This is a genomic window from Intrasporangium mesophilum, from assembly GCF_054783095.1.
On sequence record NZ_BAAGRF010000015.1, the window covers coordinates 43,188 to 58,574 of the forward strand.

At 70.1% G+C, this 15,387-nt stretch carries 14 protein-coding genes; 9 read left to right on the forward strand and 5 right to left on the reverse strand.

Features of this window, described 5'->3' with window-relative positions:
* Position 1 precedes the first annotated feature (1 nt).
* Positions 2-640: a peroxiredoxin gene (locus ACYVLP_RS13920; RefSeq protein WP_452270325.1), complete on the reverse strand. Its 639-nt coding sequence runs from the start codon at positions 638-640 to the stop codon at positions 2-4.
* Between the two features lie 283 nt (positions 641-923).
* On the opposite strand from ACYVLP_RS13920, the gene ACYVLP_RS13925 reads away from it, so the two are divergent.
* Positions 924-1,697: a DUF4190 domain-containing protein gene (locus ACYVLP_RS13925; RefSeq protein ID WP_460628148.1), complete on the forward strand. Its 774-nt coding sequence runs from the start codon at positions 924-926 to the stop codon at positions 1,695-1,697.
* Positions 1,698-2,004: 307 nt separating this feature from the next.
* Here the strand turns inward: ACYVLP_RS13925 and ACYVLP_RS13930 are convergent, their stop codons facing one another.
* From ACYVLP_RS13930 to ACYVLP_RS13945, 4 genes are all read right to left on the reverse strand, one after another.
* The gene (locus ACYVLP_RS13930) at positions 2,005-3,096 is read right to left on the reverse strand and encodes an inositol-3-phosphate synthase (RefSeq protein WP_460627943.1); all 1,092 of its coding nucleotides are present in this window, start codon (positions 3,094-3,096) and stop codon (positions 2,005-2,007) included.
* Positions 3,097-3,099: 3 nt separating this feature from the next.
* Positions 3,100-3,747 (reverse strand): PadR family transcriptional regulator, encoded by a 648-nt coding sequence (locus ACYVLP_RS13935; RefSeq protein ID WP_460627944.1) that lies wholly within the window; start codon positions 3,745-3,747, stop codon positions 3,100-3,102.
* Between the two features lie 169 nt (positions 3,748-3,916).
* Entirely contained in the window at positions 3,917-4,996 is a 1,080-nt protein-coding gene (locus ACYVLP_RS13940; protein WP_460627945.1) for a hypothetical protein, read from the reverse strand.
* Positions 4,993-5,565 (reverse strand): SigE family RNA polymerase sigma factor, encoded by a 573-nt coding sequence (locus tag ACYVLP_RS13945; RefSeq protein ID WP_460627946.1) that lies wholly within the window; start codon positions 5,563-5,565, stop codon positions 4,993-4,995. The genes ACYVLP_RS13940 and ACYVLP_RS13945 overlap by 4 nt, the downstream gene beginning before the upstream one ends.
* A gap of 205 nt (positions 5,566-5,770) precedes the next feature.
* On the opposite strand from ACYVLP_RS13945, the gene ACYVLP_RS13950 reads away from it, so the two are divergent.
* The 8 genes from ACYVLP_RS13950 to rplI all read left to right on the forward strand — a co-directional run bounded on the left by ACYVLP_RS13950 (position 5,771) and on the right by rplI (position 15,215).
* Positions 5,771-8,035, forward strand: coding sequence for a transglycosylase domain-containing protein (locus ACYVLP_RS13950; protein ID WP_460627947.1), 2,265 nt, complete (start codon positions 5,771-5,773; stop codon positions 8,033-8,035).
* Between the two features lie 64 nt (positions 8,036-8,099).
* Entirely contained in the window at positions 8,100-9,428 is a 1,329-nt protein-coding gene (locus tag ACYVLP_RS13955) for a glycosyltransferase 87 family protein (protein WP_460627948.1), read from the forward strand.
* Positions 9,429-9,550: 122 nt separating this feature from the next.
* Positions 9,551-10,153, forward strand: coding sequence for a hypothetical protein (locus ACYVLP_RS13960; protein ID WP_460627949.1), 603 nt, complete (start codon positions 9,551-9,553; stop codon positions 10,151-10,153).
* A 49-nt stretch (positions 10,154-10,202) separates the two neighbouring features.
* Positions 10,203-13,145, forward strand: a complete 2,943-nt coding sequence (locus tag ACYVLP_RS13965) for a M48 family metalloprotease (RefSeq protein WP_460627950.1) — start codon at positions 10,203-10,205, stop codon at positions 13,143-13,145.
* Between the two features lie 204 nt (positions 13,146-13,349).
* Positions 13,350-13,637 (forward strand): 30S ribosomal protein S6, encoded by a 288-nt coding sequence (gene rpsF, locus ACYVLP_RS13970; protein ID WP_452270336.1) that lies wholly within the window; start codon positions 13,350-13,352, stop codon positions 13,635-13,637.
* A gap of 116 nt (positions 13,638-13,753) precedes the next feature.
* On the forward strand, positions 13,754-14,380 hold the full coding sequence (locus ACYVLP_RS13975) for a single-stranded DNA-binding protein (RefSeq protein WP_460627951.1): 627 nt from the start codon (positions 13,754-13,756) through the stop codon (positions 14,378-14,380).
* 121 nt (positions 14,381-14,501) lie between these two features.
* Positions 14,502-14,738 carry a 30S ribosomal protein S18 gene (gene rpsR / locus ACYVLP_RS13980; protein ID WP_013494395.1) on the forward strand — a complete coding sequence of 79 codons (237 nt, stop codon included), beginning with the start codon at positions 14,502-14,504 and terminating at the stop codon, positions 14,736-14,738.
* A 30-nt stretch (positions 14,739-14,768) separates the two neighbouring features.
* Entirely contained in the window at positions 14,769-15,215 is a 447-nt protein-coding gene (gene rplI, locus ACYVLP_RS13985; protein ID WP_460627952.1) for a 50S ribosomal protein L9, read from the forward strand.
* The last annotated feature ends 172 nt before the right edge of the window (positions 15,216-15,387 follow it).

The following is a 15,387-nucleotide window of genomic DNA, read 5'->3' on the forward strand; positions in this document are numbered from 1 at the left end:
CTCAGGCGGAGGCGGTGGTGAAGCGGAGGTAGGGCTTGACCTCATCGACGGCGTCGTGGCCGAAGCGCTCCCGCGCGTCAGCGGTCGAGATGGTCGGCGCGACGATGACCTTCTGGCCTTCGCGCCAGTCGGCCGGCGTCGAGTAGGGGCCGCTGTCGGTCAGCTGCAGCGCGTCGACCGCCCGGAGGATCTCGTCGAAGTTGCGACCGACGCTCTTGGGGTAGGTCAGCGAGAGGCGGACCTTGTTGGCCGGGTCGATGACGAAGACCGAGCGGACGCTCGAGGTGTCACCCTCACCGGGGTGGATCATGTCGTAGAGCTCGGACACCTGGCGCGAGTCGTCGGCGATGATCGGGTAGGTCACGGCGGCGCCGCCCACCTCCTCGATGTCGCCCTTCCACTCCTCGTGGCGGTCGATCGGGTCGACCGACACCGCGAGCACCTTGACGTTACGGCGGGTCCACTCCCCGTCAAGGGCCGCAACCCGCCCGAGCTCGGTCGTGCAGACGGGCGTGAAGTCGGCCGGGTGGCTGAAGAGCACGGCCCAGCTGTCGGCCTTCCAGTCGTGGAACGAGATCGAGCCCTCCGTGGTCTCGGCCTCGAAGTCGGGGGCGATCTCGCCCAGTCGCGGTGTTGCCATGGGTCGTCCTCTCACGGTCGGGCGCACGTCACGCCCTCGTCTGTGGGTCATTCTGGCCGCAAGACCATGCATCTGGTTATGGCTGTCCAAATGTTGTGACGCGAAGCCCGGTCGATCATGCGTCGCCGGACGGCTTCGGGACGCGTCAGATCACCTCGAAGGAACTGTGGCCGAAGGGAAATCACCCCAAAGCGTCCAAACGGCACGCGACCGTGCAATGCTCCACGCCGTGAACGACGACCAGTCGCCGAGCTCGTTCTCACCAGCTCCGCCACCACAGTCAATGACGCCTCCGCCGCCTCCGCCGCCTTGGCCTCAGCCGCAAGGCACCCCACAACCCGCACCACAAACCACTCTTCCGCCCGCGCCGCTGCACTCGCGCGGAGCGCCGCCGCCTGCCCCGCCTCTGGGGACCGCGTTCTCCGAAGCTCCCCGCTACTCCTATCCGGGCACGAACGGCCTCGCCATAGCGGCCTTCATCTGCGGCCTCCTGGGTTTCGTGCTGCCGGCGTTCATTCTGAGCCTGATCAGCCTGCGAAAGCTGAAGCGGCACGGGCGCACCCAGAAGGGCCGCGGCCTCGCCATTGCCGGCCTCGTTCTGGCGAGCCTCTGGGTGGCGCTCATCATCGCCCTGTGGGCGTTCGCCACCCCCAGCAGCGCGGGGCGCGCCCCGCAGCGAGACAGCGGTGGCCAGGTCACGGCTGCGGGCAAGGTCGAGGTCGGACAGCTCCAGGCCGGCGACTGCTTCGACGGGATCACGGAGGGCACGATCGAGCGGGTCACCGTGCGGCCTTGCCGAGAGCCTCACGAGGCCCAGCTCGCCCTCGTCACGACCCTGCCCCCTGGTACCTTCCCGGGTGCGGATGAGGCCTCGGACCAAGCGGAGCAGCTGTGCCTCGCGCGGGCGGACGCAGCGGTGGCCGAGGATCGTCTCGACGACGTCAGCCTCGTCACCCTCTACCCGAACACCGATCGCGCGTGGCGGACCGACCGCTCCGTCATGTGCGTCGTGACACCGAGCGACAAGCAGCCCACGACCGGGTCCGTCCTCAAGTAGCCGTATGCCGCCAGGCCCGCTCTCGGGGACAGCGGGCCCGTTCAGCCGAGCGGGTTGCAGGCGCACAGCCTGAGGTCGGGTGCAAGCAGCAGGTCGTCAGCGCCCCCGCCGTCGGTGAGGCCGAGCTCCAGCGCCGGGACCCGGTGGGACATGTCGGTCCCGCCGCCGGCGGTGACCGGACAAGCCGCAAGGCCCGCCTCCGTGTGGAAGCGGGCCCTGCGGCATACGTGCTCGGATCACCCGGTGACCCTCAGTCGATGTGATCGCGCGGGCTATACAGCGCGCGGATACATCGAACGGGGGTGGGTCAGCGGGGCTCCTCGCCGCGGATGAAGGCCTCGAGCTTGGCGCGGCCGACCGTGTCCTCGCGCTGCTCCGGCGGGGACTTCATGAGGTACGACGACGCCGACAGCAGGGCGCCGCCGATGCCGCGGTCCTTGGCGATCTTCGCCGCGCGGATCGCGTCGATGATGATGCCAGCCGAGTTGGGGGAGTCCCAGACCTCGAGCTTGTACTCGAGGTTCAGCGGCACGTCACCGAAGGCGCGACCCTCGAGGCGGACGTAGGCCCACTTGCGGTCGTCGAGCCACGCGACGTAGTCGGACGGGCCGATGTGGACGTTGCGGTCGTCCTTCTTGCCGGCGAGGGGGCCGGTGAGGTTCGAGGTGACGGCCTGCGTCTTGGAGACCTTCTTGGACTCGAGACGCTCGCGCTCGAGCATGTTCTTGAAGTCCATGTTGCCGCCGACGTTGAGCTGGTACGTCCGGTCGAGCACGACGCCGCGGTCCTCGAACAGCTTGGCCATGACGCGGTGCGTGATCGTCGCGCCGACCTGGCTCTTGATGTCGTCACCGATGATCGGCACGCCGGCCGCCTCGAACTTCGCGGCCCACTCCGGGTCGGACGCGATGAACACCGGCAGCGCGTTGACGAAGGCGACGCCCGCGTCGATGGCGCACTGCGCGTAGTACTTGTCGGCCTCCTCGGAACCCACCGGCAGGTAGGAGACGAGCACGTCGGCCTTGGCGTCCTTGAGCGCCTTGACCATGTCGACCGGCTCTGCCGCCGACTCGTCGATGGTCAGGCGGTAGTACTTGCCGAGGCCGTCGAGTGTGTGGCCGCGCTGGACCGTGACGCCGCTGGTGGGGACGTCGCAGATCTTGATGGTGTTGTTCTCCGAGGCGTTGATCGCCTCGGCGAGGTCCTTGCCGACCTTCTTGTCGTCCACGTCGAACGCGGCGACGAACTCGACGTCGCTGACGTGGTACGGGCCGAACTCGACGTGCATGAGGCCCGGCACGGTGCCGGCCGCATCAGCGTCCTTGTAGTACTCGACACCCTGCACGAGCGAGCTCGCGCAGTTGCCGACGCCGACGATGGCGACGCGTACGGATCCCATGGATCACTCCTTGTTTTCTGTGGTGTAGTCGTGCTTGGTGATGCTCGATGGCGTGGTGAGGTCGTCGTAGGCCGTGGGCCCGGGGTCCAGAGCCGCCCGCCGCTCCGCGACGATGAGCTCCTCGAGCCAGCGGACCTCGCGCTCTGCGCGCTCCTCGCCGTGCTGCTGCAGCGCGAGGGTGTAGCTGTCCATGCGCTCGCGGTTGCGGGTCGAGGCGTCGCGGATGTTGGCCAGGCGCTCCTCCAGCCGCGACCGGCGCCCTTCGAGGATGCGCAGCCGGACCTGGGCCTCCGTGCGCGAGAAGAACGCGAAGCGCACGTCGAAGTCGTCGTCGTCCCAGGCGTCCGGGCCGGAGGCGGCGACGAGGTCCTGGAAGTGCTCCTTGCCGTCCGCGGTCAGCTCGTACGTGATCCGGGGCCGCTTGCTGCCACGGGTCGGCTGCTCCTCCGTCTCGTGGATGTGCCCGGCGTCGACGAGCGAGCGCAGGGCCGGGTAGAGCGAGCCGTAGGACAGGGCGCGGAAGATACCGAGGGCCGTGGTGAGCCGCTTGCGCAGCTCGTACCCGTGGAGCGGGCCGTCGTGGAGCACCCCGAGAATCGCGAACTCGAGCAACGCCGCACGGCGGCTCGGGGGTCGCGATGTCCGTGGCACGGCATCACCATACACCGCAAGATATATCGACGCGATACATCACGGTGATCACTTCGACGGGCCCCACCGTAGAGCCCCGACGCGCAACACACCCGGAAACCGCCAACCCGTGGCAGTTGCAACCATGGCGGGTTCGCGGTTTCCGGGTGTGTTGCCCAGGGAGCTCGGGTCAGGGGACGAGCGTGTAGATCGCCAGCAGCATCACGCCGCTTCGAGGGAGCGGACCGTCGTGCACCAGCTCGACCGTGTGGGCCGGGCCGGCCGGCTGCGGCATCGTGGCCTGGCCCCCGGAGGAGTTGGCGCCGCTGTCCGAGCTCAGCCCCTTGAGCCGGTCGGTGCCGACGTCGCCGCCGCCCACGCCCGCGGAGCCGTACGTCACGAGGAACGGTGCGTTGGCCGGCGTGGCTTCGACGATCCACTGTCGCGGCGTGAACGTCGCGACCGACACCTGGCCCTCGAGCCGGTAGAGGTAGCCGCCGTACTCACGCACGCGTGGAAGCTCAGCGACAACGGCCCCCGTGGCCGGGTCGACGACCTCCACCTGCTCGCCGAGGTCGTATGCCGCACCCGCCACCCGCAGCGACGGCGCGCTGACGGGCTGGTTGGTCTTCTGGTCCACCACGACGACCGTCACGGTGACCGGACGGCCGACCGTCAGCTCCGGCCAGCCTTTGCCTGGCTCCGGCGTCGCGGTGCTCGACGGCAGATCGCCGCTCGGAGTGGCCGATGCGCAGCTGGAGCCGAAGAGCCGGTGCCCGTCGAGGACGAAGTAGGCCCAGGCCTGCTGCGCGGTGCGCTCGTCGACACCCGGCATCCAGCAGTCGGCAGTCAGGGCCATCCGCGTGGTCGTCGGGGTCCAGGTCAGCGTGACCGAGCTCTGGCCTCGCTCGCCGATGGACGCGACGGCCAGGTGGTTGTCTGCGACGGTCGCCCGGTAGCGAAGGCCGTCGCGCACGACGTCACCCCTCGACTGCGGGACCGCGCGGAACGGCATACCGTCCGCTCCGAGCATCGGGCCGCTGCTCACGCGCGCGGCCGGAGCGACCGGCGCCGCAGGGCGACCGAGCGAGCCGGTCACGGCGACGCCGGCGACCACAACGGCAGCGCAGGCCGCGGCGGCTGCGCCGACGGCCCGTCGGCGCTTGGTCCGGGCGACCTTGCGGGCCACGCCGGTTGACAGCTCGGCCGGAGCGGGCTGGACGTCGTCGGCGAGCAGGGTCAGCTCCTCGCGCAGGTCGGTGAGGTTCATCGCGCGTTCTCCTCGCTCGTCGCAACGGTGTCGGTCAGGGACGGGTCGACCCGGAGCTTGGCGAGCGCTCGGCTCGCCTGGCTCTTCACGGTGCCGACCGAGCACTGCATGATCTCGGCGGTCTCGGCCTCGGACAGGTCCTCGTAGAAGCGAAGGACGACCACGGCTCGCTGTCGCTTGGGCAGCCGCCCGAGGGCGCGCCACAGATCAGTGCGCTCCTCGACCCGCCTCGACTCGCGGCCGGCTGCCGGGCCGTGGCCGCCGCCGGCCGGGGCCTCGGGCAGGTCGGCCGTGGCCTCCTCGCCGTTCCACCGGCGCCGCCACCAGCTCGAGTACGTGTTCACCATGATCTTGCGGACATAGGCGTCCGGCTGGCCCTCGATCCGGCCCCAGGCGAACCACGCCTTGGCCAGCGAGGTCTGCACGAGGTCCTCAGCGAGGGCCCGGTCGCGGGTGAGCAGGTATGCCGTTCGGAGCAGGGCGCTCGCACGCGCGGTCACGAAGGCGTCGAAGCCGTCGCGCTCCACTGCGCCTCCCGTCCAAGGGCTGGTCAGGGCCGGTGCAGCCACCGGGCCTGGGTCCGTTGTCGTCGTCACACTGACAGGTACCGGTTGTCCCCGCCCGCAGGTTGCACGGGTGCGTGAACGTGTTTGTGACCGTTCTGTGCGGAACTTGTGCGTCCCCGACTTCGTTTCGTCGTCTTGGCATGGTCCGGGCCATACTGATATGCGGCCCGGGACGATTCTCGGGCCAAATCGGTGAATGGAGAGGGTAGTGACTCAGAGCAGGCACGACGTCCGTGCTGCCCAGCTCGCGGCGGAGAAGGGCCGCCGGCGTGGGGGCGGCAACGGCAGTGGCGGCCCTGATGGCGGCACCGACTTCTACGACGGGTACGACGAGGAAGGTCGCACCGGGTGGCGCAAGTGGGTGATCGGCACCCTCAAGTGGGGCACGATCACCGGCCTCGCTCTCTTCGTGCTCGGCGTCCTCGGCGTGATCATCGCCTACAACAAGATCGGTATCCCGCAGCCCAACGACATCGCCAACCGGCAGGTGTCGATCATCTACTACGCCGACGGCAAGACCGAGCTCGACCGGATCGCGGTGCAGGACGGAAACCGCGAGTCGGTGAAGCTGTCGCAGGTCCCGAAGTTCGTGCAGGACGCGCACATCGCCGCCGAGGACCGGACCTTCTACCAGAACAACGGCATCTCGGTCGGCGGCATCCTGCGTGCGATCAAGACGAGCGTCACCGGCGAGGCCCAGGTGGGTGGCTCGACGATCACCCAGCAGTACGTCAAGAACTACTTCCTCACCCAGGACCGCACGATCTCCCGCAAGGCCAAGGAGATCCTCATCGCGATGAAGATCGACGGCCAGCTGACCAAGTCGGAGATCCTCGAGAAGTACCTCAACACCATCTACTACGGCCGCGGCGCGTACGGCATCCAGAGCGCATCGAAGGCCTACTTCGGCAAGGACGTGAGCAAGCTCACTGTCCCAGAAGGCGCAGTGCTCGCCTCGGTCATCAACGCCCCGTCGCTCTATGACCCCGCCAACGGCGACCGCGCCCAGGCCAACCTCGAGAAGCGTTTCAACTATGTCCTCAACGGCATGGTCGACGAGGGCTGGCTCACCCAGGCCGAGCGCGCCAAGTACACCGCGCTGCCGAAGATCCTCCCGTACAAGAGCAACAAGTTCTCGTCCGGCCCCAACGGCTACATCACGGCGCAGGTCAAGAAGGAGCTGCTCGCCAACGGCCTCACGGACCGCGACATCGACGCCGGCGGCCTGCGCATCACCACCACCATCGACAAGAAGGCGCAGGACGCGGCGATCGCTGCGATGAAGGAAAACCTGCCCAAGAAGGTCCAGGGCGGCCTGGTCGCGATACGCCCCGGCGACGGTGCGGTTGTCGCGATGTACGGCGGCGCCGACTATGCCAAGAGCCAGTTCAGCTCCGCCACACAGGCGATCCTGCAGGGTGGCTCGAACTTCAAGCCTTTCGGTGTCATGGCCGCGCTTCGCATGGGCATCTCCACCAAGACGCAGTTCGACGGTGACACCCCCCAGACGTTCGCCGACACCACGATCAACAACTTCAACAACGTGTCGTACGGCATGGTCGACATGCGCCGGATGATCGGCCGCTCGATCAACACCGCGTTCGTGAACCTCAACGAGCAGATCGGGCCCAAACAGACCCGCCAGGCGGCTATCGACGCCGGGATCCCCGTGTCCACGCCGTCGATCAACAACAACGACCTGACCAACATCCTCGGCACGGCGGCTCCGCACGTCATCGACATGGCATCGGCCTACTCGACGATCGCGGCGCAGGGCATCCGCAGCACCCCGTACATCGTCAAGAGCGTCACCTCGACGACCGGCGGCTTCAGCTACGAGGCCAAGCCCGAGACGAAGCGCGCCTTCGACAAGGACGTCACCGCCGACGCCACCGACGCCATGACCTACACCGTCAAGAAGGGCGGCACCGCGACGAAGATCGGCCGCTCGCTGGCTGCCGGGGGGCTGGGCGACCGCCCCGTCGCAGGCAAGACCGGAACCTCGGAGAACAACCGCTCGAAGTGGTTCACCGGCTTCGTCCCGCAGCTCGCGGTCTCGGTCGGGATGTACAAGCCCACCGACGACGGCAAGAGCAGCCTGCCCCTGACCGAGGCGGAGTCCGCGATGCCGGACGGGTCGACCATCCCGGCCAACATCTGGCTCGACTTCATGCGCCCGACGCTGGACGGCACCGACATCATCCCGTTCCCGGAGCGGGCCGGCATCGGCGACGACAAGGTCAAGCTGCCGACGACCACCACGACGCTGCCGCCGACCACGACCGCGCCGCCGACGACCACCACGCAGTCGCCGACGACCACGACACAGCAGCCGACGGAGACCAAGACCAACGGCACCGGCAAGCCCCAGCCGCCGACGGTCACCGACCCGCCCACGGTGTCGATCCCGTTGCCGCCGTTCCCCTCCGACTCGACGACGACCAAACCCGGTCGCGGCGCGCCGAGCGGCTGAGGTTCGGAGGCTAGGGTGAGTCCGGCCGTAGAGGTGACCCCGTCGACTGGAGGATGACCCGAGGATGAGCGACCCCGTCGTGACCGCAGCCTCTGAGGTCATCGGCGGCCCGCGCGGACGGTATGCCGCGGCGCGCGAGCTTCCGTGGGTGGTGACGGCCGCCACGCTGTCGGTGCTCACGGCCGTCACGGTCGGGCTCGGCATCCTGCTGCGAGCGCCCTGCCTGCGCACCGGGTTCACCGGGGACGGCCAGTTCTGGAACGCCTGCTACGCGGACCTGCCGGCCGCGTACCGCGACGCGAACGTCAAGGCCGGCCTGGCGGCATACCTCCAGGGTGGTCAGGGGGCGCCGGTGACGGGGCAGCCCCCACTGACGGGACTGGCGCTGACCGCGGTCGCAAGCCTCGTGCCCGACGGGTCGCTGCGAGCCCGCGCGGCATGGTTCTTCGCCCTGTGGGCGGTGCTGCTGACGCTGGGCATCCTCGTCATCATCTGGCTCGTCTCGTCCTCGGCCCGCGAGCCGATCACTGCGGCGCACGTGGCCCTGTCACCCGTCGTGGCGCTCGCCGGGTTCATCTCGGCCGACCTGCTGGGTGTCGTGCTGGCGAGCGCCGGCATGTGGGCCTGGGCCAGACGCAACCCCACGCTGGCCGGGGTCTTCCTCGGGCTCGCCATCGGCGCACGGTCCTACCCCGTCCTCATCCTTGTCGCCATCGGCCTGCTCAGCCTGCGCTCGGGGCGGCTTCGCGAGTACGCCCGGACGGTCGGCTACGCGCTGCTCGTCTTCGGTGGCCTGCTCGCAGGGATCTGGCTGCTCAACCCGGCCGCGGCCGGGTCCGCGTACCAGGGCTGGGCGTCGGCCGGAGCCGGGTACGGCTCCCCGTGGCTGCTGCCTCAGCTGGCCGGCCACCCGCTGCCCGACGGTGTCGTCACGGCTTTGGCCGTCGTGGGCTGGATCGCCGCTCTCGTCGCGGGGGCGGTCCTCGCGCTGTCGTCGGCGCGCCGCCCGACCATCGCCGAGGTCTCGCTCGTCATGGTGGGACTCGTGCTCGTCACCGGCAAGTCGTTCACGGTGCAGAGCTCGCTGTGGCTCGTCCCGCTCATCGCGTGGTGCGCCATGCAGTGGCGCGACCATCTCATCTGGGCCGGGGCCGAGTCACTGAACTTCGTGGCGGTCTGGCTGACGATCGCCGCGACGACGGTGCCCGACCGGGGCCTGCCGGCCGCGTGGTACGCCTTCTTCTCGATGCTTCGCGTCGTCGCCGTGCTCTGGCTCGTCGCGATGATCTGGCTGCGCGCGCGCGAGCGGTGGGGGCGGTCCGCGCCGGATCCCGACGACCTCGCCGGGCCGATGACCGGCGCCGACGACGCTCTCATCGTCCGCTTCACCTGAGCCGGCCGCGGGTGCGCCCGATCCGGCGACCTTCCCGGATCAAGTTCAGCAGCGGGAGGCAGTCCGGGCGGATACTTGGATGAGCGGTCCTCGCCGTGACCGCAGCTTGGGGGGTGAGGCACATGAGCACTGCACCGGATCGGGCCCGGCCCGAGGAACGCGCGCTCATCAGTGCGCTGGCCCAGTCGGTGCTGGCCCAGGCTGCGCCCGACGAGCTTCCCGTCTTCGACGAGACCGCCGAGGACTACTTCGACGACCCCGCGGCGACGCTGCGGCCGACTGGCCGGGACGAGCCGGTCGGCTTCGGGATCGACATCGCGCTGCTCACGCCCTACGTCCTCGCCGTGGCGACGCCGGTGATCCAGCTCATCGTCGGCCTCGTGTCGGACGCCGTGCACACCGACAGCCGCTCGGTGCTCGCGCCGCTCGTCCGACGGCTCCTGCGCCTGCCGGAGCCGGCCGCGGGAGGTGGTGCCGACGCTGGGGCCGGCGCTGGTGCCGACGCTGGGGCCGGCGCTGGGGCCGGCGCTGGGGCCGGCGCTCGGGCCGACGCCGCGGCCACAGCCGCCGCCTCGGAGGGCGAGGCGCCGCTCGCGCTCACGACCGAGCAGGCGCGCCAGATCCACGACGTGGCCCTCGAGCGCGGGCGCAGCCTCGGCCTCGTCGACGAGCAGGCGAGGCTGCTGGCCGATGCGGTCGTGGGCGGCCTCGTCGTCGCCCGCTGACTCTCCTGCTCTCACCCGCCAGCAGGCCCTCCTTCTGAGGGAGGTTGCGATGTCCACCAGCCCGAGCGGTCCGGTCGACCGGCCCGAGAGCCCTGTCTCGACGCCATCGACCTATCCGGCGGGCACGGCGGACACGGCGGACACCACGGGCACGGCGGGCACGGCGGCGCTGCCCATGGACGACCCGCTGACGCGCCCTCGCGTCCTCGCCCTACCGTCGCCGACTGCGGTGCGCAGCCTCGTGCTGGTCGGCGCGCTGCTCAGCGCCGGGCTCTTCGTCGGGACGTGGTTCCACAACGAGACGTCCCTCGGTGTCGACTGGGTCCAGCAGGTGGCTGACTGCTCCGCGGGGCAGCGGTCGCCGAGCGCCACCGATGTCGAGGGCAGCCTGCTCGAGGAGCAGTCGTTCCTCGCGTGTGTCGCCTCCGCCCAGACCACACTGGCCGCCTTCGCGATCGGAGGTGCCCTGCTGGCGGCTCTGCTGGGGGTCGCGGTGGCGCTCGTAGTGCCGTCGGTGATCGAGCGCCGACGGCGCTTGCGTGCCCATGGTGCGGCGGTGACGATGGCGACGCCACGCGTGGGCGAGCTGGGCGCTGAGCTCGGACTCCGTCACTCCCCCCGGGTCCTCGTCGGCCCACCGTCGACCCGGGATGCGTTCAGCTACGGCCTCCCCGGCCGGTACCGCATCGTGCTCCCGACGGCCGTGGCCATCCGTCCGCGGGACGCTCGCATGTTCGAGCCTCTCGTCCGACACGAGCTGGCGCATGTCCGCCGCGGCGACGTCGTGCTGGCCTGGGCCGCTCGCTCGTTCTGGCTGGCGCTCGTCCCGCTCCTCGTCGCTCCCGTGGTGCTGGCTGCCGCTGAGCGAGACCTCTCGCTGCTGCCGTCCTACCTGTGGCGGGCGGCAGTTCTCCTCGCCGTGACCGCGCTGGCAGCGGCGGCGATCCTCAGAGGTCGCGAGTTCGAGGCCGACCTCGACAGCGCCGGCAGCCCGGCGCAGCGCGAGTCGCTGGCCCTGCTCCTGGACCGGGTCCGACCCAGGCCGCTGCCTCGGTGGCGACGATCGCTCGCGTACCACCCCGACCCTGCCGAGCGTCGTGCCACGCTCGCCGACCCATCCCGTGCCACTCGGCTGTCCGTCCTCGACGGGCTGACGGCGGCGTTCCTGGCCGCCCTGGTAGTGCCGCTGCTCGTTTCGGTCGTCACGACGCTCCCGTCGGTCCGGGAGCACACCGTCATCATCAGCACCGCACTCGTCGGTGCGATGCTCGGGACCACCCTCGGGCTCGGGCTGTGGCGACGCTCGCTGGTGTGCCGCGTCACTGCACCGGGCGCTGGTGCGAGCCCCTCGGTGCGGCCCGACGCCCTGCGGCTCGCCGGCGGGGTGTTCGTCGGCCATGCGCTCGGCGGGTATGCGTCGCTCGGGCAGGTCGGCGGGAGCACGGTCACGGGGCTCGACCATCCGTGGGTGGTGCTCGTGTCGGCGCTCGCGTCCGCGGGCGCGACGGTCGTCGTCGCCGCGCTCGGGGAGCTGGCGACCGCCGTCGCCCCGTCCGTCGGCCGTCGCACGTATGCCGCTCTCTGCGTCCTCCTCTCGACGCTCGCCTTCGTCCTGGTGCTCTGGGCAGCGACGACCCTGACCCAGGCTCTGGACCTGGGCGGCTGGATGCTCGGCTCGGCGGCGACGGTGACGATCGTCGTGCCGTTGGCCGTCGGCTGGGGAGCGCTGGTCCTGGCGGTGGCGGTGGCAGCCATCGCGTTCGCCGGGTCCCGTCTGCAACGGGTGCCTGCCGCGCCACCGGACTGGCTCCTCGAGAAGCAGGCCCCTGCCAGTTCGTCGACGCGAGAGGTCCCGGGCGGCGGGGTCGACGCCGAGCCCGCGTTCGTGACGGCGTCGGCCTTCGGTTCGACCCACCCCGAGGCGCCCCACTGGGCTGCTCCTACGTCTGCGCGCGATGTCGCGGTCGCCGGCCTCATCGGCCTCACGACGGGCGGGTTCGCAGCGGCGTCGATCTGGCTCTACCGCGCTCTCGCCGGACCGGCACCTGACCAGCAGGTTCTCGAACAGCGGTACTACGCCTACGTGTGGGTGTTCGGGACGGCCGGCCTCGTCGCGATGGTCGTGTCCCGGATCCGCTGGGGCTTCGTGGGCATCGCCCTCGGGCTGGTGTCCGGCCTCGTCGCCTCGACCGTCGCAGCCCTCGGGTTCGTCATCGTCAACTGGTCCTATGGCGGCGCGATCACGGTCGAGTTCGTGATGGTGAGCCTGCGTCCGGCCATCGGTCTGGGCCTGCTCTTGGCCGTCCTCGGTTCCGCGCTGCTGGTCGGTGGACGGCCGGTCCGCCGCGCCGAGCCCGAGGAGTCGCGTGAGAACGAGCGTGCTGTTCGTGATCGGTCCACGCCGGCCGCGCGGCGGCGCCGCACCCTCGCTGTGCTCGCACTGGCGGCGGTGCTCGCGGCCGGCCTCGCGCAGGCAGTGGTTGCCGCTCGAGATGTCGTGGCGCCACGGTTCGACGAGGCGGCCATGGCGGCGATGGTGCGCCAGCGCCTCGGCGACACGGGGGACACCGCCCGCTCGACGGTGGGCGCGGATGCCGAGGTGACGGCATACCTCTCGGGGTTCGTGCCCGACGTCGGGCGGCGCCTCATCGGCGTCCGCACCGCCCTGGCCGACATCGTCGGGTCCCCGACGACCGACCTGCCGGCGCTCGCGGCTCGCGTGCAGGCCGAGGTGATCGATCCGCTGGAAGGCTTGCGTAACGCGGTTGCGCAGCGCGCGGTCAGGGACCCGGCGCTGCTCGCCGCACACCAGCTTCTTGCGAACGTCATCGGTGAGGAGCTCGTCGCGGCCCGGCTGATCGGGGATGCCTACGCTGAGGCCGACCCCGCGCGTTTCAACGAGGGAGCGACACTGTGGGTGGCAGCCCAGCAGGAGTATGCCGACTGGCTGAGCACGATGCTGGCGATGCGTCAGCGGGTCACCCGCAGCTGAGCGGCGGTCCCGGGTGCCGCGCCGATTTCATCGGACCCGGCCGCGACCGGTAGTCTTGGCGGGTTCGCCGTGCGCCTGCCTGTGGACGAAACCGGCCGAGAGTCGGTGGCGTCTGCGAGGCTGGGGCCCGGCGGGACGTTTTGCAACCCTCCTGTCACGGGAAAGACCCGCGACCGCTGAGACCAGAGGAGGTGGGTTAGAAGCATGCGTCAGTACGAACTCATGGTCATCCTGGACCCGGAGACCGAGGAGCGCACCGTCGGCACCACGATGGACAAGTTCCTCGCCGTGGTGAAGAACGACGGTGGCACGGTCGACAACGTCGACGTCTGGGGCCGTCGTCGTCTGGCCTACGACATCAAGAAGAAGTCCGAGGGCATCTACGCCGTCGTCAACTTCACCGCTGAGCCGGCCACCGCGCAGGAGCTCGACCGTCAGCTGAACCTCAGCGAGTCGATCATGCGCACCAAGCTGCTCCGTCCGGGCGCCTGACCGCGTCCCGGATCGACACGATCACCTCGATCACCTCGATCACTCCGGCAGGCCCGAGCCCGTCGGCGCGGTCACCTCGGCACGATCACCCAACGCAGGACTGAACGGAGCCACTCATGGCAGGCGACACCGTCATCACGATCATCGGCAACCTGACCGCCGACCCCGAGCTGCGCTTCACGCCGTCGGGGGCAGCTGTCGCGAACTTCACCGTGGCTTCGACGCCTCGGCAGTTCGACCGCCAGACCAACGAGTGGAAGGACAGCGAGACGCTGTTCATGCGCTGCTCGGTGTGGCGTGATGCGGCGGAGAATGTCGCCGAGTCGCTCCAGCGAGGCATGCGGGTCATCGTGTCCGGTCGCCTGAAGTCCCGGTCCTACGAGACGAAGGAAGGCGAGAAGCGCACCGTCGTCGAGATGGACGTGGACGAGATCGGCCCGTCGCTGCGCAGCGCGACCGCGAAGGTCAACAAGACCCAGCGGGGCGGTGGCGGCGGCTTCGGTGGCGGCCAGGGTGGCAACCAGGGCGGCTGGAGCGGCGGCGGGCAGGACGACCCGTGGGCGACCGGCGGCCAGGGTGGCAACCAAGGTGGCAACCAAGGTGGCAACCAGGGCGGCTGGGGACAGCCCGCCGGTGGCGGTCAGCCCGCGGCCGGCGGACAGCCCGCGGGTGGCGGTCAGCCCGCAGGTGGCGGTCAGGGTGGCTGGGGGCAGGCTCCCAGCTACGACGAGCCGCCGTTCTGATCCGACCCGATCGAGCAGGTCAGCACTCGCCGCCCAGCCCGGCTGAGCGGCATACCAACCACATGAAGAACCCATCCCGGGGCTCGAACCCCGGGCTCTCATCCTGAAGGAGAGCACCACGATGGCAAAGCCCGTTGTGCGCAAGCCCAAGAAGAAGGCCAACCCGCTGAAGGCGGCGAAGGTCGAGAACATCGACTACAAGGACACCGCGCTGCTGCGCAAGTTCATCTCCGACCGCGGCAAGATCCGCGCTCGTCGGGTGACCGGTGTGTCCGTTCAGGAGCAGCGTCTCATCGCCACGGCCGTCAAGAACGCCCGTGAGATGGCCCTGCTGCCCTACTCGAGCTCGGCTCGCTGAGCCTCCGCTCGAGACTGAAGGAGAACCCCAATGAAGCTCATTCTCACGCACGAGGTCTCCGGCCTCGGTGCCGCCGGTGACGTCGTCGAGGTCAAGGACGGCTACGCCCGCAACTTCCTGCTGCCTCGCGGGCTTGCCACGCCGTGGACCAAGGGTGGCCAGAAGCAGGTCGACGCACTGACCAAGGGCCGCGCCGCTCGCGCGATCAACGACCTCGACCAGGCCAAGGGCATCAAGGGCCGGCTCGAGGCGACGTCCGTCACGGTCCCCGCCAAGGCCGGCCAGTCCGGTCGCCTCTTCGGGGCCGTCAGCAACGGCGACATCGCCGCGGCCGTCAAGGCCGCCGGTGGCCCCGAGCTCGACAAGCGCAAGATCGAGGTGAAGCAGGCCATCAAGTCGGTTGGCTCGTACGAGGCAACCGTTCGCCTGCACGCCGATGTCGCCGCGACCATCAAGTTCGAGGTCGTCTCCGCCTGAGCGACCCTCGAGATCGGCCACAGGGCCGGGCACCGCACCAGCGGGGCCCGGCCCCTTCGCGTTCCCCCTCACCTCGAGTGAGCGCAGAGTCCCACCCGCCCCATCTGCCCCACGGCACTCTTCCGTCGAGTGGGCGCCCCGTCCCATTGGTCTCACCCGTCCCACGGCACTC